The sequence below is a fragment of the Flavicella sp. IMCC45668 genome (assembly GCF_057219105.1).
Window position 1 is genome coordinate 1,936,628 of the sequence record NZ_CM170114.1, and the last position, 24,859, is coordinate 1,961,486.

Annotated in this window: 15 protein-coding genes; 1 reads left to right on the top strand and 14 read right to left on the bottom strand. The window is 34.5% G+C overall.

What is annotated here, in order from left to right; translation table 11 throughout:
- Window positions 1–30: 30 nt before the first annotated feature.
- The 9 genes from AC2DZ0_RS08135 to AC2DZ0_RS08175 all read right to left on the bottom strand — a co-directional run bounded on the left by AC2DZ0_RS08135 (window position 31) and on the right by AC2DZ0_RS08175 (window position 13,991).
- Entirely contained in the window at window positions 31–1,869 is a 1,839-nt protein-coding gene (locus AC2DZ0_RS08135) for a sulfatase-like hydrolase/transferase (protein ID WP_484641174.1), read from the bottom strand.
- Window positions 1,870–1,880: 11 nt separating this feature from the next.
- Window positions 1,881–3,743 (bottom strand): sulfatase-like hydrolase/transferase, encoded by a 1,863-nt coding sequence (locus AC2DZ0_RS08140; RefSeq protein ID WP_484641175.1) that lies wholly within the window; start codon window positions 3,741–3,743, stop codon window positions 1,881–1,883.
- 269 nt (window positions 3,744–4,012) lie between these two features.
- Window positions 4,013–5,785 (bottom strand): hypothetical protein, encoded by a 1,773-nt coding sequence (locus AC2DZ0_RS08145; RefSeq protein WP_484641177.1) that lies wholly within the window; start codon window positions 5,783–5,785, stop codon window positions 4,013–4,015.
- 31 nt (window positions 5,786–5,816) lie between these two features.
- On the bottom strand, window positions 5,817–7,652 hold the full coding sequence (locus AC2DZ0_RS08150; RefSeq protein ID WP_484641178.1) for a sulfatase-like hydrolase/transferase: 1,836 nt from the start codon (window positions 7,650–7,652) through the stop codon (window positions 5,817–5,819).
- Window positions 7,653–7,912: 260 nt separating this feature from the next.
- Window positions 7,913–8,101: a hypothetical protein gene (locus AC2DZ0_RS08155; RefSeq protein ID WP_484641180.1), complete on the bottom strand. Its 189-nt coding sequence runs from the start codon at window positions 8,099–8,101 to the stop codon at window positions 7,913–7,915.
- Between the two features lie 81 nt (window positions 8,102–8,182).
- Window positions 8,183–8,362, bottom strand: a complete 180-nt coding sequence (locus AC2DZ0_RS08160) for a hypothetical protein (protein WP_484641182.1) — start codon at window positions 8,360–8,362, stop codon at window positions 8,183–8,185.
- An 11-nt stretch (window positions 8,363–8,373) separates the two neighbouring features.
- Entirely contained in the window at window positions 8,374–10,728 is a 2,355-nt protein-coding gene (locus tag AC2DZ0_RS08165; RefSeq protein WP_484641183.1) for a glycoside hydrolase family 3 N-terminal domain-containing protein, read from the bottom strand.
- 5 nt (window positions 10,729–10,733) lie between these two features.
- Window positions 10,734–12,197 carry a sulfatase family protein gene (locus AC2DZ0_RS08170; RefSeq protein WP_484644832.1) on the bottom strand — a complete coding sequence of 488 codons (1,464 nt, stop codon included), beginning with the start codon at window positions 12,195–12,197 and terminating at the stop codon, window positions 10,734–10,736.
- 114 nt (window positions 12,198–12,311) lie between these two features.
- A complete protein-coding gene (locus tag AC2DZ0_RS08175; protein WP_484641185.1) occupies window positions 12,312–13,991 on the bottom strand; it encodes an apiosidase-like domain-containing protein in 1,680 nt (559 codons plus the stop codon).
- A 472-nt stretch (window positions 13,992–14,463) separates the two neighbouring features.
- Between AC2DZ0_RS08175 and AC2DZ0_RS08180 the strand changes: the two genes are divergently transcribed.
- Window positions 14,464–16,059 (top strand): tetratricopeptide repeat protein, encoded by a 1,596-nt coding sequence (locus tag AC2DZ0_RS08180; protein ID WP_484641187.1) that lies wholly within the window; start codon window positions 14,464–14,466, stop codon window positions 16,057–16,059.
- A 43-nt stretch (window positions 16,060–16,102) separates the two neighbouring features.
- Here the strand turns inward: AC2DZ0_RS08180 and AC2DZ0_RS08185 are convergent, their stop codons facing one another.
- From AC2DZ0_RS08185 to AC2DZ0_RS08205, 5 genes are all read right to left on the bottom strand, one after another.
- A complete protein-coding gene (locus tag AC2DZ0_RS08185; protein ID WP_484641188.1) occupies window positions 16,103–17,644 on the bottom strand; it encodes a sulfatase family protein in 1,542 nt (513 codons plus the stop codon).
- Window positions 17,645–17,686: 42 nt separating this feature from the next.
- Window positions 17,687–19,198, bottom strand: a complete 1,512-nt coding sequence (locus AC2DZ0_RS08190) for a sulfatase (protein ID WP_484641190.1) — start codon at window positions 19,196–19,198, stop codon at window positions 17,687–17,689.
- A 22-nt stretch (window positions 19,199–19,220) separates the two neighbouring features.
- Window positions 19,221–21,692 carry a beta-galactosidase GalB gene (gene galB / locus AC2DZ0_RS08195; protein ID WP_484641192.1) on the bottom strand — a complete coding sequence of 824 codons (2,472 nt, stop codon included), beginning with the start codon at window positions 21,690–21,692 and terminating at the stop codon, window positions 19,221–19,223.
- Between the two features lie 79 nt (window positions 21,693–21,771).
- A complete protein-coding gene (locus AC2DZ0_RS08200) occupies window positions 21,772–23,259 on the bottom strand; it encodes a sulfatase family protein (RefSeq protein WP_484641193.1) in 1,488 nt (495 codons plus the stop codon).
- Between the two features lie 163 nt (window positions 23,260–23,422).
- Window positions 23,423–24,856, bottom strand: coding sequence for a carbon starvation CstA family protein (locus AC2DZ0_RS08205; protein ID WP_484641194.1), 1,434 nt, complete (start codon window positions 24,854–24,856; stop codon window positions 23,423–23,425).
- Window positions 24,857–24,859 lie beyond the last annotated feature (3 nt).

Here is a 24,859-nt window from a genome sequence, read left to right on the forward strand (position 1 = left end):
CCTTTTTTTATCTATTTAATTCTGTAAATTTTATTTCATTTTTAATTTATGGTCATGAGCACCTAAAGCAAATTCACTCTTATAAACAGTCGTTCCATCTGCTTTTTTACCCCAACCTACTTCTATTCTACCATCACCTAAAACTACATCAATCAATTTCTTTTTTAAAACCTCAACTACATTTTTATATTTCTTATTAAATGCTAAATTATTTAATTCATGAGGGTCTTTTGAAGTTTGATATAAACAAGGGTCTAATTCTTTATAAGTAGCTGTTCTTGCCCATTCCATATTTTCTCCTCTTTTTTTAGACGGTCTAGACTGAATCGAAAACATAAAATCCTTGGTTCTTATAAATGCTCTTGGACCAGTCACAGCATGGTTTTCACCTACAACATAATCTCTTGACTCAACAGAACCAGATACAATTTCAGCCATATCAAATCCATCTAAATAATCATACTTGTTCTCTTTCAAAGAAGCACCAGCGGCCGCTAAAATCGTTGGAGCAATATCCACAAACTCTGTAAAATCTTCAACTACTTTACCCTCTGGGAAAGCTTTTTTATCAGAAGAAACAACGACTATAGGATTATGACTATCCACTTCCCATGGCGTAAACTTAGAAACTGAACCATGATCATTCAATTTCCAACCATGATCACCACACACATATACAATCATCCAAGGTTGATTTTTTGACTCACTATATTCAATAAAATCATCTGTAGCTTGTCCTACCAAAGCATCACCATAGGCACAAAACGCATAGTAATCTTGAATCATTTTTTGTTTTTGTTCTTTAGTAAAGTGATCAGAATACGATGCTTTTACCTGCTTTTGAAACTGTTTTGGCATACGCTCTAGTTCTTTTTTATCAAAAGCAGGAACTTTATAACTATGCTTTTGAAATCGATCTCTATAACTCGCCGGTGGTAAAACTGGTGTATGTGGAAAATCAAAACCTATGTGACAAAAGAATGGTTTCTCTGTATCAACTCCATTAAAAGTTCTTGAACCCGCTTTGAATTCTTTATTCTGATTTCTCAAATAATCATCAAAAATAGAAGCATAATACCCATCTCTAGTTTTACCTGCTTTTCTTGGACTAACCCCACTAATTATTGGAGCTGAAAACGGAGTCATGGGCCCTTTCTTTTTATTGTACTCCATAAAAAGATCGTATTTCTCCATTATTTTTTTTGCTTCTCCTTCTCTTTCCGGAAACTGTTTTTCGTAATCTTTAGAGCGATACTCAAATTTCCCTTCCTCTGTTACAAAAAACTCCATGCTTTTGATAGGTGTACTTAATTTTTGACCATCAAGTGTATAAAACCAATCTTTACCCCAATCTGTTAAACCATCTTTCCTTAATTGCTTAAAGCTAATATCCTGCTGATACATTTCAGCTCCTTGCATTCTTCCATTTTTTTTAGTTTTTAATCGAACCCCAAGTTTTCCTATATGAATTGTTTCATAACCCAAAGCCTCCATTTGTTCAGGCAAACTAGGTCTCATATGTGGTGCTAAATTATTATGATACTCAAATTCGTACACCCCAGATCTAAATGGATATCGTCCATAATGCATAGATGCTCTTGAAGGAGCGCAACCAGATGCCTGACAATAGGTATTGATAAAAGTAGTTCCCATCTTAGTTAATCTATCCACGTTAGGCGACTCTACATAGCCCAATTCACTCATTTCCCTACCATGTAGCATTTTATTAAAAGCTCTAATAGCATCATAGCGTTGATCATCTGTTAAAATCCAAAGTACATTAGGCTTTTGCTTTTGTGCCAAAACATTTTTTGACACCACACTCAATATTGCAAAGAGAGCAACTGTAATTATATTATGTATTCTCATGTTACTATGTATTAGTTTAATTTTAGTTTATTATCATGTGCACCTGGAGCGAAATTACTTTTATATACCTCGGTTCCAATAGCCTTTGTAGTTTTACCAAAGTTATCTCCACCCCAATTCACTTCAGCTCTACCATCGCCAATAACAATCGACAATAACTTCTTTTTCATTTGCATGGCAACTTTGGTATAATTTGAATCAAAAGCCAGGTTATTTAGTTCATTTGGATCCTTCGAAGTATGATACAATGCAGGATCTAACTCTTTATAAGAAGCCGTCATTGCCCAATTCATATTTACTCCGCGTTTAGAGTTCGGTCTTGTTTTAACCGAAAACATAAAATCCTTGGTTCTAATATAAGCTCTTGGCCCAATACTATGATGACTTTCTCCGATCACGTAATCACGTGCAGGGATTTCTTTTGAACTTACTTTTTCTAAATTAACTCCATCCAAATATTCAAAACTGCTAGCTTTTAAATTTGCACCTGCAGCGGTTAAAATGGTTGGTGCAATATCAACGAACTCGGTAAAATCTTTAACAACCTTTCCTGCGGGAAACTTCTTTTTATCAGAAGAAACCACAATTATCGGATTATGACTGTCTATTTCCCAAGGTGTATTTTTAGCAATTGAACCATGCTCATTTAACTTCCAACCATGATCTCCACATACATAAACAATCATCCATGGCTGCTTCTGTTTTTTGCTGTAATTGATAAATTCTTCCACAGCCTCTCCAATCAATGCATCCCCATAGGCACAAAAAGCATAATAATCTTGTACCATTTTTTGTTTTTCTAAATCCGTAAAATCATCAGAATAGCTCTTTCTAACTCTTTTCTGAAAAGCTTTCGCCATTTTGTTGAATTCTTTTTTTGTCAGTTTTGGAATTTTATAGTCATGTTCTTGGAAGCGTTTTCGATAATCCGCAGGTGGTAACACAGGAGTATGTGGAAAATCATAACCAATATGTGCAAACAAAGGTTTTGAGGTATTTACGCCTTCAAAATTAGTATTTCCAACCTTAAAAGAACCGTTTTCGTTTTGCAAAAAATCAATAAATGCACTTGTATAATTACCATCACGTGTTTTACCTGCTGGCTTAGGACTTACCCCATACAATACTCCACTATTAAACTCACTTTGGGGATGATTTTCTTTGTTATTGTACTTAAAAAATAAATCATATTTTTCAACTGCCTGTTTCGCCATTCCCGCAAACTGTGGATTTTCTTTTTCTAGTTGTTCTGACTTGTATAAAATAGAACCATCAGCATCTTTAAAATAAACCACATTACGAACTTTTTTTTTCAATTTCACTCCATCTATCTCTTTTAAAATGCTTTGCTTTCCCCACTCAGGCAAACCCTCATTTTCAAAAGTTTTAGAATCTACATCCGTCTGGTAAATATCTGTCTTCACTGCTTTCCCATTTTTCAAAGTTCTCATTCGAACTCCCAACTTACCAACATGCATTGTTTGATACCCTAATTGCTCCATTGAGTTTGGTAACAAAGGATATGAATTCTCTGTATTGTTATTAAAATATTCAAACTGGTATACTCCAGATCTAAATGGATAACGTCCGGTGTGCATTGAAGCCCTTGAAGGAGCACAGCCCTGTGCTTGGCAATACGTATTGATAAATGTGGTTCCTTTTTTAGCTAATTTATCCACTTGCGGAGATTCTACATATCCTAGTTGACTTTCCTTCGTACCACTGATAATTTCATTAAAAACTTCAATGGAGTCCCATCGTTGGTCATCTGTTAAAATCCAAAGTACATTTGGTTTTTGCTTTTGGGCACTTATAAATTTGTTTACCGAAAACATTAGAACTAATGAGCAAATGAAAAATCTATTTAATAACATTGTGAATTTATTTTAAATTTCAATACTCAATAGTACGATTATTCAAACGCCTTGCATTTCTCAAATGTTTTTTAAGCTATAGGATATGTTTTGCTTCAATATACAAAAAAACACAACAGTCTAGAAATCATCAAACAAAAGAAACCCCTTTTAAACACTGTGTAAACACAATATTTGAAAGGGGCTAAACATGATATTTAAATTCACGAAGTATAGTCTTTGTATACTCTAAAATTTTAACTTCTCACCTATTTTCAGATTACAGCATATCAAAAATTCACCTTTATACTTTTCTTGTTTTTTTCAACGGAAGGAATATTATAGAATTTCTTTAACTCGTCACCTTCTCCAACCTCGATCATAAAATTTCCTTTTCTCATCACTTTAGGCTGAAATTCTGAACCTTTTATTCTTAAAGACAATATTACTTCTTTTGTAAAAGCATCCCTAACGGTAACTACTTGATTCTTTTTAGAAATTTTAAGTACAGGGAGTTGAAATCCATCTTTAATCTGAAAATTATCCTGCTGATTAAAAACAACTGGCCAACCGTCATACTGTTTACTATTTGGATTTGTAATATCCACATTTCTCTTCCAACATTCAAATGTAACTTCTCTTTCAGCCTTATTAAATTTTATAATTCCATAACCAGCTGCTCTACCATCCAAGAGGTCCTCACGAGGTTGATTATCTTTATGTGTAGGATTCGCTACTGCATGAACGGTTATTTTATTATGAAATGCATCTTCATACTCACCCGTATAATTTGGCGCCTTTGCTTTTTTATTTTTCCCAGGTTTCTCCGGATTCCACCATCTCATCCAAAAATTTGCGGCAGCCGGAACAGCAAAAGAATACCCTGCATTATTCCATTCTTCCACCCCGTGATGTACTACAGAACCAAGATGCTGGTCTCCTGCAATCATACAAGAAAAACTTTTTCTTATTACTTGGAGCGCCTTATTTCTTCCTGACTGTGGCCATCCATTAGAATCAACGCTATACTTCATCTTTTTATCAATTGTAGGTGTATGTGTTGCTAAATTGGTGAAAATTGTTTGAGATAGTACCGCTTTCATTTCTGCACTTTCCCAATCTGTAGTCCAATCTTCAAGAAATTTCAACTGTCTATCACCCAAAAGAGTTGCCCCATCTACATCCATCTCCAGTGTATTACTATATCTCTTTTTTTCTAAAACTCGTTTGGGACCCGATTTAAACTTTCTATCCTCCAAAATAGCAAAACTAACTCCTCCCCAGTTAAAATCTGTATAGTAAACTCCAATTCCACGTTCTATTGGTGTTGGATCATAGGGGTCTGGCAAATGACTTGTCTGTGCTCTTTCTACTTCTTTTATGTAAGCTACCGGCATATAATATCCACCTTGATCTCCGTCTCTACTGTCGATTTTTTTTCCGCCATTTCCCCATAAGTTTCCTTGTCCAACATCATGATCATCGGGAATTGTAATGGTTGGTGTATTTTTTATTATATCTCCAAATACTTCTCCAAATTTCAACCAATTCCCATAATGATTACTATGATCATAAACTTGATCACCTGCAAAAAACAAAACATCTGGATTCAACTTTTTTAAATTATCCGTAATATCCTTAGCTCCAGCTCCCCCATGTTTTTGGTAGGTTGACCAACAAGAAAATGCAGCCATCACAATCTCTTGCTTATCCGTAGGATTCTTACGAATCATCCCTTGATAGTTTGCCTGTTTGTTATAAAAAATTCGATAAGCGTGTTCCCTCTTATCATTCCAATCATCAATTCTAAAATGAGCGGTATAGCCCGGATAGTTAATTTCAGACTCTTGAACTGTTTCCCATTTTCCATTTTGTTTTATTTGTAAGGATGCTCTAAATGGATTGTAATATTTAACCGGATAAAATTGCGCTGTAAGTTTTAGTGTTTTTTCATGTACCGTATACATAGCAAAACACACCCCATTTTTATTAGTCTTTTTATTTTGTCCATTTATGGGAAAAACAACACATATCAGCAAAAATACTTTTAAGAAATTCTTCATATTACTTAATTTATCTAATTTTTTTTAAGACTTATAATTTTAGTTTATAATCATGCGCTCCTGGGGCAAAATTACTATGAAACACCTTGGTACCCGTTCCCCATTTTTCCCAGTTAATCTCAACTCGATTATCACCAAGTACAATATTTAACAATTTATTTTTCATCTTTTCTGCTACCGCTGTGTATTCTTTATCAAAAGCTAAATTATGTAGTTCTTTAGGATCTTCTTTAGAACTATATAAGGCAGGATCTAAATCCTCCCAAGATGCTGATAGCGCCCATTTCATATTTACTCCTTCTTTTTTAGAGGGTCTCGTTTTTAAAGACAATACATAATCCTTGGTTCTTATGTATGCTCTTGGACCCGTTACAGCATGGCTTTCTCCAATAATATAATCTCTAATAGGAGCCGTTTCAGCAGCTGTTTCAGCAAGATCAATTCCATCCAAATATTTAAATTTATCCGAAGCAATATCTGCACCAGCCGCTTTTAAAGCAGTTGGAGCAATATCAACAAATTCAGTAAAGTTTTTGACAATTTTCCCTGCTGGAAATTTTTCTTTATCTGATGAGACCACAATCATTGGATTATGACTATCCCATTCCCAAGGAGTAAATTTTGAAATCCCACCATGTTCATTCAATTTCCACCCATGATCACCACAAACATAAATAATCATCCAAGGTTGTTTATGTTTTTCACTATACTCAATAAAATCATCTGCCGCTTGTCCAACCAATTGATCTCCATATGCGCAAAAAGCATAATAATCTTGAATCATCTTTTGCTTTTCTTTTTTGGTAAAATGGTAAGAAGATTTGATCGTCACTTGCTTTTTCATTTGCTGCGCCATTTCAGCAAATTCGGCTTCACTAAAATCAGGAACTTTATAAGTATGTTTCTGAAAACGTTTTCTAAACTCTGCAGGAGGTAATACTGGTGTGTGAGGAAAATCAAATCCTATATGTGCAAATACTGGTTTTGATGGATCTACTCCTTTGAATTTTAAATCACCAGCTTCAAAGGTCTTTTTTTCATTCACAAGGTATTCATTCAAGAAGTAAGCATAATACCCATCTCTTGTTTTACCAGCTGGTTGCGGACTCACCCCAGAGATAATCATACCTTTGTATATAGACTCCTGTTGTCCTTTTTTGTAATGCCTTAGTAAATCGTACTTTTTAGTAACCTCTTTTGCCGTTTTTCTATGCTTTTTAGACCTTTCATTAAGTTGTTTTGATACAAATTCAAAATCTCCATCTGCATTGACAAAATAACTGATATCTGTTATAGGCTTTTCGAATTTTTCTCCCGCAACTTCTGGCCACCAACCACCGCTACAGTAATCTGTCAATCCTTGTTTTCCTAAATTTCTAAAATCGATATCCGTTTGATAAACTTTATGAGGCTTGGTTTTTCCATTCTCTTTCAAACCTTTTAAACGATAGCCTAGTTTCCCAACATGAAAAGTTTGGTATCCTAACTGTACCATCTGCTCAGGCAATGAAGGTTTCATATGCTCGGCTACATTATTATGATATTCGAATTCATAAACTCCAGATCTAAAAGGATATCTTCCTTGATGCATAGCTGCTCTTGAAGGTGCACAGCCAGTTGCTTGACAATAGGTATTCACAAATGTAGTTCCTTTAGCTGCCAATTTATCCACTTCAGGAGATTCAATATACCCTAATTCACTCATTTCTCTTCCGTCAATTGCTTGATTAAAGGTTTTTACGGAATCATAACGTTGATCATCGGTAAGAATCCATAAAATATTTGGTTGAACTTCTTGAGAAATCACTTTCTTCCCTAAAAACAGGAAAAGAAATAAAACAATAGTTGTTGTGCGTTGTAAAATCATCTAAAACTTATTTAATTGTATTTCACAATATTAAATACAATATAAGAAGTTTAAACAACCAAATGTATTTTTTCTTAGACTAGATGTTCTTCGTATTAAGAGTATACCACCAAAAGATACTTGATTAAAACTTACGCTTTATTTTTTTAAAAATTTGTAAAACTAAAAAAGCTATGCTTTCTAGATCTAAACTTCAAATTCACTAGATTTTATATCAACAAAAAAGTCAATAATAAAAGACCACTAGTTAAAACTTTAAATTAATTAATAATTATTTCATCTAACTCCCATTCTCCTTCTGCAACTCCTACAAAAGGTTCCAGAGCAATTTGCATTAACCTATTGTTAATTTGTCCAAATTCAGAAAGTTCAATTTCATATGTTTTAAACTCGTTATCATTAGCAGATATATCAATGGTTATCCATTTTTGCTGTTTCCAATTTATCAAATCACCGGTGGACCACACTTCCCATCGATCCCTCGGAAAAGACGATCTAGGGCTCCATGACTTATCATGCCCGCAAATAATTTACACACTATCATTTTGTACCCAAGCATGCGGATCTGCCATTCCATGTTCTGGAACAATTACCTCTACCTTTATTGGTATATGCTGCTCCTTATTTTTATCATTATCCCTTCTCTGTTGCACACATGAAAACACAAATACTACGAAAAAAACAAGTAACATACTTTTTAATAATCTCATATTTTGATTAATTAATTCGATTTAGAGAAAAAGACTTCTCTTCCTTTTTCTAGAACAAAATCACCTCCTGTTAATTTTATATCTCCTTTTAGTTTTAAATCCGTTGAGGATGCTCCCGCTTTAAAAGTATACCTTCCCTCCTCAACAATCCATCTATTGTTTTTATATTGAGCCAACTGTTGTGGCGCAACTTTAAAAACTACTTTTTTCTTTTCACCTACTTTTAAATACACTCTTTGAAAACCTTTTAATTGGATTGGTTTCATTGTTGTATTCTTCTCTTTCGGTGACACATATAATTGAACTATTTCTTCTCCATCCATGGTTCCAGTATTCTGAACTGTAAAAGAAACTGAAAAACGATCACTATTTGTATTTGCTTTAGCTTCAATTTTAAAGTCTGCATATGCATAATTAGTGTAAGACAAACCATACCCAAATGAATACAATGGAGTATTTCCTGACTGATACCCATTTTGGTAATTCACCTCCACTCTGTTTTGAGAATTAGGATAAGTAACACATAACTTTGCAGAAGGATTTACTTCACCTATCAATATATCAGCAATTGCATTTCCTCCTTCTTCTCCAGGAAACCAGGCATTCAATATCGCAGCACATCTTCCTTCTATTTTATCTATTACTTGTTGTCTACCTCCAAATAAAACCAGTATTACCGGTTTTCCTGTAGCAAGAAGTTTTTCTACAAAAGCCTCCTGATCCCCTGGTAATCCAATTCCCTTTCTACTCCTTCCTTCACCGTTTAAAGATATATTTTCACCAACTGCAGCAATGATAACATCGCTTTCCTTAGCAATCTTTAAAGCATACTCTAAATTTGGTTGTGGAAGCCCTTGAACTGTCAATAATTTCAATTTACCTAAACGACTATCTCCATATCCATCTTTGTCAATTTTAGCTTCTAAACTAGCACTCCAATCACAACCACGCTCATGCATAATTTCTACATCGTTACCTATCCTATCCTCCAAACCTTCTTTTAAGGTCACTAATTTCGGATTCAAGGCATCAAATTGCTCCCCTTTCCAAAAAGCTCGCATGGCTTGATAAGTATAATCGCCCAACAATCCCTGAACAGTTGCTGCATTTGGTCCAACCAACGCAATTTTTTTAAGATTTTTTTTCAAGGGTAAAACACCGTTATTTTTCAACAAAACAATGGATTGACACGCCGCTTCATATGCTAGCATCCTGTTTTCTGGCGGATCAAAATCTAAAGGGCCATCGGTTCCAATTTTTGGATTTCTTTCTAACAAACCTAACCTATACTTCATAGTCAATGATCTTTTAACCGCTATATCAATGGTTTCCTCAGTGATCAAACCTTTCTTTATTGCTTGCGATAAAAATGGGAAAGTTGTTGGCGACGACAATTCAATATCTGTTCCGGCGTTGATCGCCATTGCGCCAGCTGTCATTAAGTCTGGAGCTTGTTTGTATTTTTTATACACCATCGTAATTGCACCATAATCACTCACCACCAATCCATCAAAACCAATTTCCCTTCGTAACATCTGATCTAGCATTGTTGGATTTACCGAAATAGGTAATGATTTATAGATTCCATAAGATGGCATTACACTTTTTGCACCTGCCACTTTTATACAGGCTTCATGTGGCATCAAATATTCTTCATATAAAGTTTTAACATCATTGTTTTTGGTACCATATCCAGCAAAATGTTTTACGGTTGCAGCTACCCCTGTAGAAAGATCTTCTCCTTGCAATCCCTGTACAAAAGCAACACCCATTCTGGCGGTCAAATAAGCATCCTCTCCATAACTCTCTTGATGCCTATTCCAGTGAGCTGTTCTACTTAAATCCAACATTGGAGATAAAGCAAAAGTAGCCCCTGCAGCACGCATACTAATCCTGGTAGAATTTGTATTTCTTTCTACTAACTCAGGATTCCATGAACATCCGATTCCTATTTGCTGTGGAAACGTGGTTGCACCCAAAGTTGCAAATCCCGTAATGGCCTCTTCATGAAAAATAGCAGGTATTTTATTTGCTGTTTCAGTGACTAGATACTGCTGAACTTGACGCACTAAATCCCTTAAAGCTTCTGGCTCCAAAGCTTGTCCTGTAGAAAACTGACAAAAATGCCCAATTCCATATGGAATATGTTCCCGACATTTTTCTAAGGAAATTTTGCCATCTACCATCAATTCACGAATTCTAGTACCTGTTACTTGAGCAATTTTTTCCTCTAAGGTCATTTTAGCCATTAAAGCCTCAACTTCTGTCTCTATTTTTGAATTACTAAAAGGTTTATAAGTGTTTTTCTGGGCAACAATAACGCTTTGAAAAGAAAACAACATCAAAAGAAAAAAATACAGTCTCATTTTAATTACTTTTTAATATTAGAATATTCCGTACCTCGAATCGCTTCAAATTTTTTCAATAACTCTGCTAATTTTTTAGGATTTTCAGTCGCTAAATTATGTTTCTGACTTGGATCATTTTTTAAATTATACAATTGATATTCCGTTGTCACTCCCGTTTCCACAAATGAATGCCAACTCATTTTGGCTCCTTTATAAGGAGGAATCATCACCCAATCACCGGTTCTATAAGATGTTTTGGATCCTGCCTCTAAAACCAAGTCTTTTCTTCCTTTTTTACTTTTCCCCACCAATGCGGATAAAACATCCTGGCTATCTGTAGCTTCAACTTCAACCTCAACAAGATGCGCTAAGGAGCCTAATAAATCAATCTGACACACCAATGCATCAGAAACCTTTGGTTTTATCGTACCTTTCCAATAAACCATAAACGGAACTCTAGTCCCAGCATCAAATAAACTATACTTTCCACCTCTTAGCACACCAGCAGGTGTATGTTTTCCTAATTTCTCAATGGCGTCATCATAATATCCATCTTGTAAAACAGGACCGTTATCACTTGAAAAAATTATGAGGGTATTTTCCAGAACACCTTCTTCCTTCAATGTTTTCATAAATTCACCAATCATAAAATCGGCTTCTAAAATCACATCCCCTCTAGGCCCCATTCCTGATTTACCGACAAATCTTGGATGCGGTGTTCTTGGCACGTGAGGTTGTTGCAATGCATAATATAAAAAGAATGGTTTTTCTTTATGATTTCTGACATACTGTTGAGCTTTACCTAAGAAATGATCAGCCATATCTACATCACTCCATTTTGCCGCTTCACCACCTTTCATGTATCCAATTCTTGGGATTCCATTTACAATGCTATTATTATGCCCATGATGCCATTTCATAGTGGTTAGTTCTGGATTGTCTTTACCTGTTGGCTCTCCCTCGAAATTTTTCTTATAACTTACAGAAATAGGATCCTTTGGATCTAAACCATCAACTTTACCATTTTTTATATAAACCGTTGGTGTTCTGTCTTGTGTTGCCGCTAAAATATAGGCATCATCAAATCCAACCTCATTAGGCCCAGGAGTAATGTGTTCATTCCAGTTTACATCACCAGCACCTAATCCTAAATGCCATTTTCCTACAATAGCGGTTTGATACCCAGCTTTTTTAAACATTTTAGGCAACGTTTCTTGTTTTGTAGTAATAATCAATGGTGCAGAACCTGGTAATATTTTTGCTTTAGGGTTTCTCCATGGATATACTCCAGTTAACAATCCATATCTACTTGGAGTGCATGTTGCAGAGGTTGCATAACCATTTCTGAATTTAACACCCTCATTCGCTAATACATCCATATTTGGCGTATGCAATTCTGTTGCTCCATAGGCGCTTAGATCACCATAACCTAGATCGTCTAAATAAATAACTACTACATTAGGTTTTGGTGTTTTTTTTGCAAACATGACAGATTGCACACATAATAAACTTACAACAAACGTAAGCGCGAGGGACATTTTAAATTTCATTTTATTCGTATTTAGAATGCAATACCAAGAGGGTATTGACTTTATTCATGTTTATTTTAAATTTCTAATAATTAAGATAGCATCAGCCTCATTTCTCCAAGGACGTTCATCCCAAAAACCATATTTATGTTTAAATTCTAAGGAGACTACCTCTGTAAACTCACCAGTTATAGTATTGAACCATTGCCAGGTGGCATTTTCGTAATTGAACTCATTACTTAACAAGCGCTTGATGTCATCAGAGTGAACTTCTTTCGGTATATATTGCATTACTGCACCTTCCTTTCGGTTTAGCAATACATAAGACCTGCTATTGTATTTTGTTATGGGCTCAAAATTTTCAAAATGAACCGTATCAAAAAGAGATCTCATATTTTTAAAATAATCAAACCTTGGCCTAACTATATTTTCTGGCTGCTCATACGGATTATGAATCACAGCACTCCATGCCGCTGCCTGCCAATAATAAGTAGTATATACCCCCGCAAACAGACACAGATAATTTCTACGTAAACAAATTTCTGCATTTGAAAACCCGCCGGGAAAAACGTTGTAAGGTGATGCCTCATACCCCCCGTGTTCAATATTGAAAACGGGCTTCAAAGGAAAATTCTTATACACTTTTAGCATACTTTCATGTAATGATAATTTCCAGTCTTGGGTAGAAATAAAATCAACTTTATCCTTATGATTTTTACAAAACCCATAATCATGCACCGAGACTAGTCTATTAAAACCATCCAAATCTCTAGTACGATCAATACGCTCTTCAATATGTTCTACAATATTTTTATTCTGTTGGATAGCTATTTTATTGGCAGCCTCTTTCGATACATCCCAGATAACATTCGGAAAGGCTTGATATCTTTTAATTACATAATCATAATATCTATTATCAGCGTCTGAACCTGCTTTTGGCCAAGCTACTTGTTTATTCCAAACATAAATCATTAAATGACTTACAATTTCATTATGATGTAATTCTGAAATAACTTTATCAAAATGCTTGAAAAAATCAACATTTAAAGAAGAATGATCTGGCGATGCATTAGAACCTAAAAAGGGAAAAATATCTTCTCTTGCACCATAATTATGTTCTGGATGTTCTGCAAGATTTTCATCTTTTACCCAATCCAAATCAGGATCATAGGCATATACATTCATCACAACTTGATTGAATCCATTTTGTTTTATCAAGTTTAAAAGATGTCTGGTTTTTGGAATTTCCTTTTTCCCATAATCTAAAGCAAAAAGCCAATCACACTCAAAAGCGAGATTAAAATAATGAGTTCCATCCTCATAATAAAAATGTCTCGGGTCTTGATGGTTTTTCACAATACCACCATGTCTGTCAGTTTTAATATTTTCCTGTACATCAAACTTTCCTCGTTTACCATGAAGCTCTTTTATTTCGGAATCTATTCGAAATGTTTTTTTACCTACTGTTCCACTTGAATACCTTAACACCCATGATTTTTTACCATTGTAAAACAGCGGTACTTTTTGCGTTTTCACTCCATCTTCAACAATAGCGATTACATTTTTCTCAAAAGGATTCTCAAATTCTTCTTTACAAAGAAATACAAGATCATTCACCTCCCACTGAACCGTTTTTACAGTTTTGTAACTCCTTGGATTCTCAACAATATGAATTTGAGAAAAGCCATAATTAATAAAAAAAACAAGAAATGCTACTAAAGTAAATCTTGTCCTGATCGCACGATATTTCATAACCAAATTCTATAATTATTCATAAGCAGTCACAAGTTACATAAGCAATTTGGTATATCAACTATAATAAATCCTCCGTAGTCTTAATAAAACCATATGATTCACACATTCCTACTGATAAAAAACTGAACGCAATCCATCCTTAATAAAACAGTTTCTAAGGTTTTTTAATTTCATGCATTTTTAAACACCAATTTTCGCCTTATTTCTACACTTTTCTACCTAAGAAAAATTCCATAAAAACCGAGTTCAAAAAATAAAACCCGTAAAAAAAATATTTCTCTAATCAAAAAAAACGCAAAAAGCAATAGTCAAATACTATTCAAAAAAATTAAACCCCCTAGAAATCAACTCAACAGAAACAAACAGAACACACAGAATATCTGACAGTTAAGCACTCATAAAATCGCTTACATAATTAAAAACCACCCTAAATACATCTGATATTTCTTATCTTTGGAAGATGAAATATATGACACTGCTTAGACAAACTTCGCTACTTTATTTTTTATTATTATTTAAAACGCTGATTTTTTCACAGTCAGAGATCGATCATAAGGGTACTAGTCAAGGACTCACAATAGGACTTAGAAAAAACTTAACAAGCAACAGCAATCTTAATCATTTGACAACAGTGAATTCTGTTGAATTGGAAATGAACATTGCTAAAAAAAAGAACGACACTTTACTAATTGCAAGATTACTTCATAAAAAAAGTGACCTGTACACGTTTACTGGACAATACGATTTGGCATATGATGCCTTGTGGGACGCTATGTTGCTTACGGATAAAATTGGACACAACTCTACTCTTTTATTAGTTCATAGAAATTTAGGACATCTATATGATTTGTATAATAAAGATTCTCTAGCGATAAAACATTTAAAAACTTCTCTTGAGATTTCTAAAATAGTAAACAAAAAAAACAAAGGAAAATTACACGAATTGATTTCCTCTTACTTTAGCTTGGCATCTTTTTATCGCCAAAGAGACAATTATGACCTTTGTTTGAAATATATTGATTCTTGTGAAATAGTTGCAGAAAAAAAGAGAGCTTTGCCTTATGTTATGACAGACAAAGGTTATTGCTACATGAAGCAAGGAAAGTTAGATAAGGCTCAAGAACTTCTTTCTAAAGCCCTAGCTCTTCATAAACAAAAAGAAACGCCCTACCGAATCGTAAATCTAATGTTCTTAGGTGACCTTAAAAAACTATATAAGGAATATGATAAAGCTCTTTTCTATTACAAAAAAAGTTTAGCACTTCAAGAAAAGCTGCACATCCATAAAGAGAAAAGACCTGAAATTCTTCAGAAAACGGCAGATATTTATATTTTAAAAGGGAATCTAAAAGAGGCCATAAGCTACATGCAAGCCTCGAAAGAAAGTTCAGAAAAACTATTTAGCATTACGAGCAACAACAATCAAAGACTCTTCGAAATAAAAAACAAATACGCGCTTGAGTTGGCGCAAAACAAAAAATTAATTGAAAAGCAGGAAGAGAACCTTAAGAAAAATAAAACCAAGCTTATTAGGGCTTTTTCTGTATTTATCTTTATCATCCTTTTAGTGATTGGAGCCTATATTTTTTATTATCAAAAAGAAAAAATCAAAAACCTTTCCCTTATCAGACAACATGATCAAGACAAAACGAATGCTGTATTAGAAGTAAAAAGTAAAGAATTGACGGCTCATGCATTAAAAATGATTGAGAAGGAAGAAGCTGTTCAAACACTCTTAAATATTATAAAAAAATCAAATCCAAAAGAATATCGGTCTCTTTCTAACAAGTATGCAAAGGGCACTGATAATTCATGGGAAGAGTTTAACCTCAGATTCACTGAAGTGAACAATCACTTTTATGAATCCTTATGCAAAATGCATCCAAATTTATCAGCTACTGAATTAAAACATTGTGCATTAATAAAGTTAAACTTCAACAGTCATGAAATGTCTAAGTTTTTAAATATTTCACTCCAAAGTGTTCATACATCAAGATATAGAATTCGAAAAAAAATAGGATTGGATTCTAATTCAAGTCTAGAAACATATATTGGAGCGATCTAAAAAAAAACCTGAATCATAAGATTCAGGTTTTTTATTTTTTTAATCATTTAAACTGATCGTACTCAGGATTTATTTTTGCATTTTTAAATCTCGGTCTGTCTTTCCAAAAATCAAAAGTTGCTTTCAATTGAACAGATGCTTCAGGGTATTGACCTTGATCATCAGTTTTCTGCTCCCAATCCTCTAACACCTTTCTGTGCTCCTTTAATATTACAGCATAAGTTGGATCTTGTGCCAAATTATTCATTTGATGAACATCATTTTTTAAATCATACAATTCTTCTACAGGTTTTACACCAAACCAATGTGCATCTTGATAAGGGGTAAGTTTCCCTTCAGCATGCAATTTCTTCAAGTCTTTAACAATTGCTTTTTTATCTCTATAACCAGCTTGCATCATCGGTCTTTCTGGAAAGTAGTTTTTTATATATCTAAAATCTTTAGAAACTACAGTTCGTATCCTATCAATTGTATAATCACATCTATCTCTTGCCCCAATGATATAATCCTCCTCTTCTAAATCAGCAGCGAACAAATCTCTACCATCCAAATACGCAGGCATTTCAGCTCCAGCCATTGCTAAAGTTGTTGCAGAAACATCCAACAAAGAGACCAAATCCTCTCTAACCTGACCAGCCTTTAAACCTGGAAAATCCCCTTTGATCATCAATGGAACTAACATTCCACCTTCATAACAGAATTGTTTGTGTCTTAAAGAAGTATTACTTCCATGATCAGAAAAGAAAAATATAATCGTATTCTCTAATTCGCCATCGGCTTTTAATTGAGCTAATAATTCTTCTACTTTCACGTCGGAACCACGATTTGCATTATAGTGTTCGGTCCAAGATTTTCTTTGGGATTCAATATTTGGAAAATAAGGTGGTAAAGGAACATCATTAGTTGCTAACCTTTCTCCTTTTCTAACATATTTAGAATCTTTTTTACCCCCCATCAACTGCATTTGACCAAACCAAGGCTGATCCTTATCTTGTCTATCAGACCAATTACCAACTGTATAAGACATATAATCAACGGCAAAATTACCTTGCCAACCGTTCATCCCAGCAACGTAATTCTCTTCCGTTCCTGTGCTATACAAAGCTCTTCTATCATAATGAAAATTATAATCATCCTTCCCACTATTAAATGTAAAATACCCTGCTTCTTTCATCAATTCAGGAATGGTCTTCATTCCTTTAGGTAATTTAATCCTTAACGCTTCCGGAACAAGCTCTCCATTTGTGTATCTGCTTGAACGATGATTATGTGTTCCTGTTGTAGTCTGCATCATACCTGTAATCATTGCTGACCTACTAGCTGAACAAACAGGAGCCGTAGCATAAGCCCTTTTAAACAAAACACCATCTCCCGCTAGCTGATCTATAACGGGGGTATGGCCAGCATTTATAGAATCACCATAACAGCCCATAAAAGGCGATAAATCTTCCGCTATAATCCATAAAATATTAGGTTTTTTAATTTCTCCCTTTTTAGAAGTTGATGAAGAGAAACAACCTATATTAATAATAGCAACAACAAACATTGCCATTGAAAACCTTGATTTAAAAAATGTATAATTCATTATATAATTTATTGATTATTATTGTTATTATTACTACAAACCCTAGTCCAATTCCTTTAAATTTCTACTTTGCTTGATGGTTTCATCTTGGTCAGCATCAACATAATTTTTAGGTTTAGGGTCATGTTTTTTCGACGCCAACTTTCTGTTTTTAGGAACATATACTTTTAACTTCTCAACCTCTTTTCGATACTTTTTTTCTTTAATAAGATTCCTTTTTTCTAATGGATCCTTTTTTACATCATACAATTCTTCAGTCCCCGATAAATAATTGATATAATGATATTTTGAACTTAATACAGAAGTACCAGATGATGATATAGTAATCCCTGGGTGCTCCCAATTGGAGTTAACATCATTCAGAATTTTTGAAAAATCATGACCTTCAATATTTTTCTTTTCAGGAAGATTACACAAACTCACTAAAGTAGGATATATATCTACTAATGAAACCGTTTGATCTGCTAAAATTGGTTTTTTCATACCTGGCAATTTTACCAGTAAAGGAGTATGAACAACCTCGGCCCAAAGTGTGTTTTTTAGATACCTTTGTTTCTCTCCCAAATGCCATCCATGATCTCCCCAAATCATCACAATTGTATTATCAGCATGGCCACTTTTCTCAAGTGCATCCATCACCAAACCAAGACATCTATCTGCAAAAGAAATACTTGCCAAATAAGCCCTTGTTGCCTCTTTTTCTAAACCATTTTTTTTCACCCATTTGTATTCACCGGTTGGTTGAAAAGCTTGCTTTCCTTTCGGAGTTTTAATGTCATTCAAATCCGTTTCATCCACAATAGGTGCTTTGATTTTATCTAAATCATACATGTCAAAAAACTCCTGAGGCACAAACCAAGGCAAATGAGGTTTGATAAAACCAACCGACATAAAAAATGGTTTGTCAAATTCTCGTTGTAATTGATTCACTGCCCAATCCGCAACCGCGTAATCAACTGTTTCATCAAAAGAATCTTTTGTTGGTCCCCAACTTAATTTACTTTGTTTTGATTTGAACTCAGGTTTCTTTACTCCATTTATTACTCCTGATTTCGATGCCGTTAAAAATTTAGGATCTGCTTTATCATTGTTATACCTTCTTCCTCTTGCAAATTCATCGTAAGCCCAAGCCCCAAAATCTGTTTTTCCATTGGAGGTACCATGTTTGTGAAAAATCTTTCCATTAGATAAAGTATGATATCCATTTTTTGAAAAATATTCAGGAAGTGTTGCATTTTTTTGAACCACCTCAGAATATATCATATTATGAGCATTACCATAAATTCCCGACGTGCTTGGTAAAAACCCAGATAAAATTGCGGATCTTGAGGGGCCACAGATAGGAGCCGTACATACCGCATTTTTAAAAATCATTGCGCCATTTTCGCAAAACCGATCCATATTTGGGGTAATCGCCTGCGGATTCCCTCCCAAAGGACCAATCCAATCATTGATGTCATCAATAGCAATAAATAAAACATTTGGTTTTTTTTGAGCATTTACAACCGCCGCAAACGCCATTATAAACAATACTATAAATTTTCTCGTTCTCATTTTTTATTTTTTTTCAAATCAATTAATTCGAAGAAATAATTAATTTTTGTGATCTTAAACCTTTAGAAACTGCTGTTAATTTTATTTTCCCCGTTTCTCCTTTCTTTGATCTAATCACCACCAAAGCCATTCCATTAAACACTTTTCTTTTTGTAGCTTGAAAAGACTCGTGATTTGTTGGATCTCCATTACCAACAGCTACAATTTCACCTGGGCCCGAAATACTATAACTAACCGAATTATGAGTTCTTGGAACCATGACTCCTTTTCTATCGGCTATTTTTACTGTTATAAAAGAAAGATCCTGTCCGTCAGCATTAATCACATCCCTATCTGCCTCTAACAATATTTCACTAGACTTCCCTGTTGTTTTAACCTCATCAGAAGCCCATTTTTTTCCGTTTTTATATGCCACCACTTTTAACGCACCTTTTTCGTACAAAACATCTTTCCAAATGAGCCTGTATTCAAAAGCCCCCTTCTTTTTTCTACCTAAGGATTTTCCATTTAAAAATAATTCAGCTTCATCTCCTGATGTATAAACAAAAACTGGTGTAACCTCTCCATTTCTCTCTGGCCAGTTCCAATGTGGCAAAATATGCGCCATGGGTAACTCAGGTTTCCATTTAGCTTGATATAAATAATATCTATCTTTTGGGAATCCACATAAGTCAACAATACCGAAATAAGAGCTTCGTGGTGGAATTTGTTTTCCCATTTTTGCCAATTCTGCTTTCATCCTTGCCTTTTCAGCAGGATCGGAAAAATTCAACAAATTAGTTTTATCCTTATTGTAAGGGGTTGGCTCTCCAATATAATCAAAACCAGTCCAAACAAATTCACCAAACACCCAGGGATATTTATCTTGTGCCTCAAATTCCAAATCTGGCCTATAGGCCCAATTAGGTGCAGAATAGTCATAGCTACTTACTTGAAAAAACCCACCATTTCCACTTTTTTTATTATCAAAATTCACAGGAAAAAAGTACTCACCTCTTGAGCTAATTGTAGAAGCCGTTTCACTTCCATACAAAGGAAGATTAGGATTTTCTTTTCTAAACTGCTCATACATATGTGGTTTATAATTAAAGCCAAAAACATCTGCAGTTTTTTCAAAACCATTCGTAGCAGCTTCTGGTCTACTATTTCCAAATGTAGTTGGACGCGTCGTATCTACTGAACGAATAATATCTGCTAATTTTGATGCGATTGGAGCATCATTCGCCTCTCTTAATTCAATCATTTCATTTCCTGTACTCCACATAACAACAGAAGGATGGTTTCTATCTCTCTTTACCATTGTTACCAAATCTCTTTCATGCCATGCACCAAATAATCTAGCATAATCATTATCTACTTTTTTCTTTCCCCATACATCAAAAGCTTCTACTTGTACTAAAACTCCCATTTTATCACACAAGTCCAAAAACTCAGGAGCAGGTGGATTATGTGAAGTTCTTATCGCATTTACTCCAAAAGATTTCAAAATTTCTATTTGTCTCTCAATGGCTCTAACATTTACCGCAGCCCCTAAAGGTCCCAAGTCATGATGTTGACAAACACCATTCATTCTAACCTTTTTGCCATTAAGAAAAAAACCATCTTTGTTATACTCTATAGACCTAATTCCAAAAACTGTAGTATAAACATCTACAACTTTACCTTTTTTAAGAAGTGATGTTTTAACCGAATATAAATTTGGATTCTCTAATTCCCACAAGGCTGGGTTTGCAACTTTTATTATACTTGGTTGATAATAGGCTACTTTTGCTTCTCCAATTTTTACAGATGTTTCCCCTTTTCTAAAAATCTCATGCAGTATTTCCACCCCCTCGGTATCCCCTGAAATTTCGGTTTCAATTCTAACCAAGGCTTCCGAAGATGAAACTTTTGGAGTTGTTACAAAAGTTCCCCATTGTGCTACATGGATGCTCTGCGTTTTTACCAATCGCACATTTCTATAAATCCCACCCCCAGGATACCAACGAGAAGAATTTTCTTTATTATCTAATCTCACTGCAATTGTATTTTTCCCAGCTTTTAAATACCTAGATATTTCAAAACCAAAAGAAGAGTATCCATAAGCCCAGTCACCTACATATCCTCCGTTCACCCAAATGCTAGTGTTAGACATGGCACCGTCAAACTCTACAAATACTTTTTTCTTTAAATCTGCATCAGATACTGAAAATTCTTTTCTGTACCAACCTATTCCAGCCCAAGGCAATTTCCCCGTTTGATTAGGTAAATCTGCCCTAAACGGACCTTCAATTCCCCAATCATGAGGTAAATTCAGTTCTCTCCAGGTAGCATCATCATAATCAACCTCATCTATATCTGCAGGTTCTTCAATTTTAGACCCATCTGGCATGTTTCCAAATCTAGCAAATTTCCAATTTTCATTAAATGATGTGATTTCCCGTGTTTGACTGAACACCTGAAAAACAGTGAGTAAAAAAACTCCTACTAAAAATAATCTATGTATTCTTTTCATAATCTATATCCCTTTTCAAACAGTAAATTACTGAATATTCTTATCTTTCATCTAGTCTAATTTATTCCTTTGATAGCTATTAATTAACTGTTGCTATCTTAGAGGTTCTCACCTCAATATAGCTTTTCATCATTTTTTCTATTCTGTTTTTCTGTTTTGGATCTTCAATTAAATTACTTGAAGAATCTTCAAATAAATTAGTTTCCAAATCATATAACTCAACAGGAACTAAATTTTCTAAAATCCCTGGTTTATCCCCCTTCAATATAAGTTTCCACTTCCCATCTCTTATCGCGTAACTTGGACCTCCTTTGGACTGATGCATCAAATAAATATGAGCAGGGTTTTTAGGAGATTCCCCTTTAAAGTAAGGCAGTAGATTCGCTGAATCAAATACTTTTGTTTTATCCAGTTTCTGAGCAGACAATGCAGCAATAGTAGCCACCATATCTTGCCCAACGACAGGCTCTTTTGATACAGAATTAGGTTTGATAACCCCAGGCCAAACAGCTATAAAAGGAACTCTATGACCTCCCTCATAAATAGACCCTTTGCTACCATTTAATCCATTACTAGTATCATGTCCCGCTTTTTTCATGTTTTTATCAAAAGACAAACCTCCATTATCTGAAGTAAAAACGAAAAGCGTATTTTCATAAGCTCCAGTTTTTTTCAAAGCTTCGATCATCATTCCAACTTGGACATCCAATTCGTAAATCATATCTCCATGAACTCCAGGTGTGGTTCCTGCCACTTTTTGACCATTTAACATCGAAGGAGGAGTGTGCGGAATATGTACAGCTTGACTACAGTAATACAAAAAAAATGGCTGTTTTGATTCTTTTTGTTTATTGATATAATCCACTGTTTTACTCACCAAAATCCCACCAACTTCTGTAGGGTCCCAATTGGAATCCCCTATTCCAGACCTATCATTATGTTTTTTTGAAAATTTATAACCATTTTGAATCGAATTAACTTCCTTTAAAACTGAATTTGGTTTTATTTTCATCCATTCGCGGTTTTCATAAAAAGCAAAAGGCTTATTTTGAATCCCTTCAGGTAATTCTACCGCATAATCAAACCCATAACTCAATGCGCCACCAGTTTCCTTTCTATAATCTACTTTTTTTCCTTTTTCCCATGATCCACCAAATCCCCATTTCCCAAAAAAGGCCGTATTATAACCACCTGCTTTGGCTATCCTGGCCCCGGTAGTAAAATTGTTGACATCAATGAGAGCATCTGCATTTGCCGTCCAAACCCCATAAGGTTTTTGATTCCTGTAAGAATAATTCCCTGTCATCATAGAGAACCTAGTGGGTGCACAAAGTGAGGCAGGTGAATGGGCATCGCTAAAGCGCATTCCCTCAGAAATAAGTTTATCAATATTTGGTGTCATAACAGCTGGAGCAGTTTTTGACCTTTGTTTATGATAAAAACTAATATCTCCTAATCCTATATCATCTGCCATCAACACAACAATATTTGGCTTGTTCATTAACTTTTGAGCTTGCATATTTAAAACACAAAACATGATTATAACACAAACAATTATTCTTTTCATTATTCTTTAGTTTAAGTCTATTTCCCGTAAAAATAATCACAAACAAAAGGAAACGTGTCCTCATACGTCTAAAGTATGTACTTAAACGTAAACTCTTATTTAGAAGACAAAAAAAATGGTTTCAGTAAAAACCAAAACCATTTAAAAATTTCATAAATGCAAATCAAGCTGCCTTTTTATGTCTATTTTGATCTTTCTTGGATAGAATTGTCCACATCGACAAGCCAAGAGCAACCAATATTCCAACACCCACAGATACACCATAAGACAGTCCAAAACCTTCTGGCGCTACAAGAATATAAGAAATGATAACGGTAGTCATAAAAGCAGCAGGTACTAAAACAAAAATAAATTTACTTCCTCTATCTTTCATGTATACCGTTGCTGCCCACAATACGATAGTAGCTAATACCTGATTAGACCAACCGAAGTATCGCCAAATAATTGCAAAATTCACCTTTGTCAATACAAAAGCGATCACAAACATTGGAATGGTAACGTATAATCTCTTAATTAATTTTCCTTGATCAATATTAAAAGAATCCGCAATCGTTATCCTGGCACTTCTAAAAGCTGTATCCCCTGAAGTAATTGGCGCAGCTACAACTCCAAAGATTGCCAAAATACCACCAATTTTCCCCAACATCGTATTACAAATAATATTTACAACCCATGCTGCATTATGTCCTTCCACTGCCATCGTTTCTGCCAATTGCTCTATTCCTCCAAAAAAAGCCATTGCAACTGCAGCCCATATCAAAGCCACAATACCCTCTGTAATCATTGCCCCCATAAAAACTTTTTTCCCATCTAATTCATTAGAAATACATCTCGCCATTAAAGGAGATTGAGTAGAGTGAAAACCAGAAATAGCTCCACAAGCAATAGTAACAAAAAGCATTGGAAACAATGGATATTTCTCCGGATTTTCATGAATATTAGTAAATGCATTTAATGTCAATTCAGGAACTGTATAATCTCCAAAAATCAAAGTAAAAAACAAACCGACCGCCATTACTAATAGACACATTCCAAAAATAGGATATATCTTCCCTATCAATTTATCAATAGGGATAAGTGTTGCTAAAATATAATAAAGAAAAATTCCTGATATTAAAATAGTAACGTTAAACCCCGTCAGTTCTTGAAGTATGGAAGCAGGACCTTTTACAAAAACGACACCTACAATTATCAACAGTCCTACCGAAAAATAACGCATAAAATGCCTTACTCCTTGACCTAAATACCTTCCCACAATTTCCGGAATACTTTGTCCACCATGTCTCATTGACAACATTCCCGAGAAATAATCATGTACAGATCCCGCAAAAATAGAGCCAAACACAATCCAAAGGAAAGCCGCTGGCCCCCATAACGCTCCTGCAATAGCTCCGAAAATGGGTCCTAGTCCAGCAATATTTAAAAATTGAATAAGAAATATCTTACTCAGTTTCATTGGGATAAAATCCACTCCATCTTGTTTACTTATGGCAGGTGTTACTCTTTCTCCATCTGCTCCAAAAGTTTTCTCAACGAATCTTCCATAAACAAAATATCCTGCTATAAGGATACCAATACATACAAATAATGTAATCATAAT

Excerpts from the sequence above, each read along its gene's own strand:
- AC2DZ0_RS08135 (WP_484641174.1), bottom strand. The coding sequence starts at position 1,869 with ATGAGAATACATAATATAATTACAGTTGCTCTCTTTGCAATATTGAGT.
- AC2DZ0_RS08140 (WP_484641175.1), bottom strand. The coding sequence starts at position 3,743 with ATGTTATTAAATAGATTTTTCATTTGCTCATTAGTTCTAATGTTTTCG.
- AC2DZ0_RS08145 (WP_484641177.1), bottom strand. The coding sequence starts at position 5,785 with ATGAAGAATTTCTTAAAAGTATTTTTGCTGATATGTGTTGTTTTTCCC.
- AC2DZ0_RS08150 (WP_484641178.1), bottom strand. The coding sequence starts at position 7,652 with ATGATTTTACAACGCACAACAACTATTGTTTTATTTCTTTTCCTGTTT.
- AC2DZ0_RS08160 (WP_484641182.1), bottom strand. The coding sequence starts at position 8,362 with ATGAGATTATTAAAAAGTATGTTACTTGTTTTTTTCGTAGTATTTGTG.
- AC2DZ0_RS08165 (WP_484641183.1), bottom strand. The coding sequence starts at position 10,728 with ATGAGACTGTATTTTTTTCTTTTGATGTTGTTTTCTTTTCAAAGCGTT.
- AC2DZ0_RS08170 (WP_484644832.1), bottom strand. The coding sequence starts at position 12,197 with ATGTTTGCAAAAAAAACACCAAAACCTAATGTAGTAGTTATTTATTTA.
- AC2DZ0_RS08175 (WP_484641185.1), bottom strand. The coding sequence starts at position 13,991 with ATGAAATATCGTGCGATCAGGACAAGATTTACTTTAGTAGCATTTCTT.
- AC2DZ0_RS08180 (WP_484641187.1), top strand. The coding sequence starts at position 14,464 with ATGACACTGCTTAGACAAACTTCGCTACTTTATTTTTTATTATTATTT.
- AC2DZ0_RS08185 (WP_484641188.1), bottom strand. The coding sequence starts at position 17,644 with ATGAATTATACATTTTTTAAATCAAGGTTTTCAATGGCAATGTTTGTT.
- AC2DZ0_RS08190 (WP_484641190.1), bottom strand. The coding sequence starts at position 19,198 with ATGAGAACGAGAAAATTTATAGTATTGTTTATAATGGCGTTTGCGGCG.
- galB (WP_484641192.1), bottom strand. The coding sequence starts at position 21,692 with ATGAAAAGAATACATAGATTATTTTTAGTAGGAGTTTTTTTACTCACT.
- AC2DZ0_RS08200 (WP_484641193.1), bottom strand. The coding sequence starts at position 23,259 with ATGAAAAGAATAATTGTTTGTGTTATAATCATGTTTTGTGTTTTAAAT.
- AC2DZ0_RS08205 (WP_484641194.1), bottom strand. The coding sequence starts at position 24,856 with ATGATTACATTATTTGTATGTATTGGTATCCTTATAGCAGGATATTTT.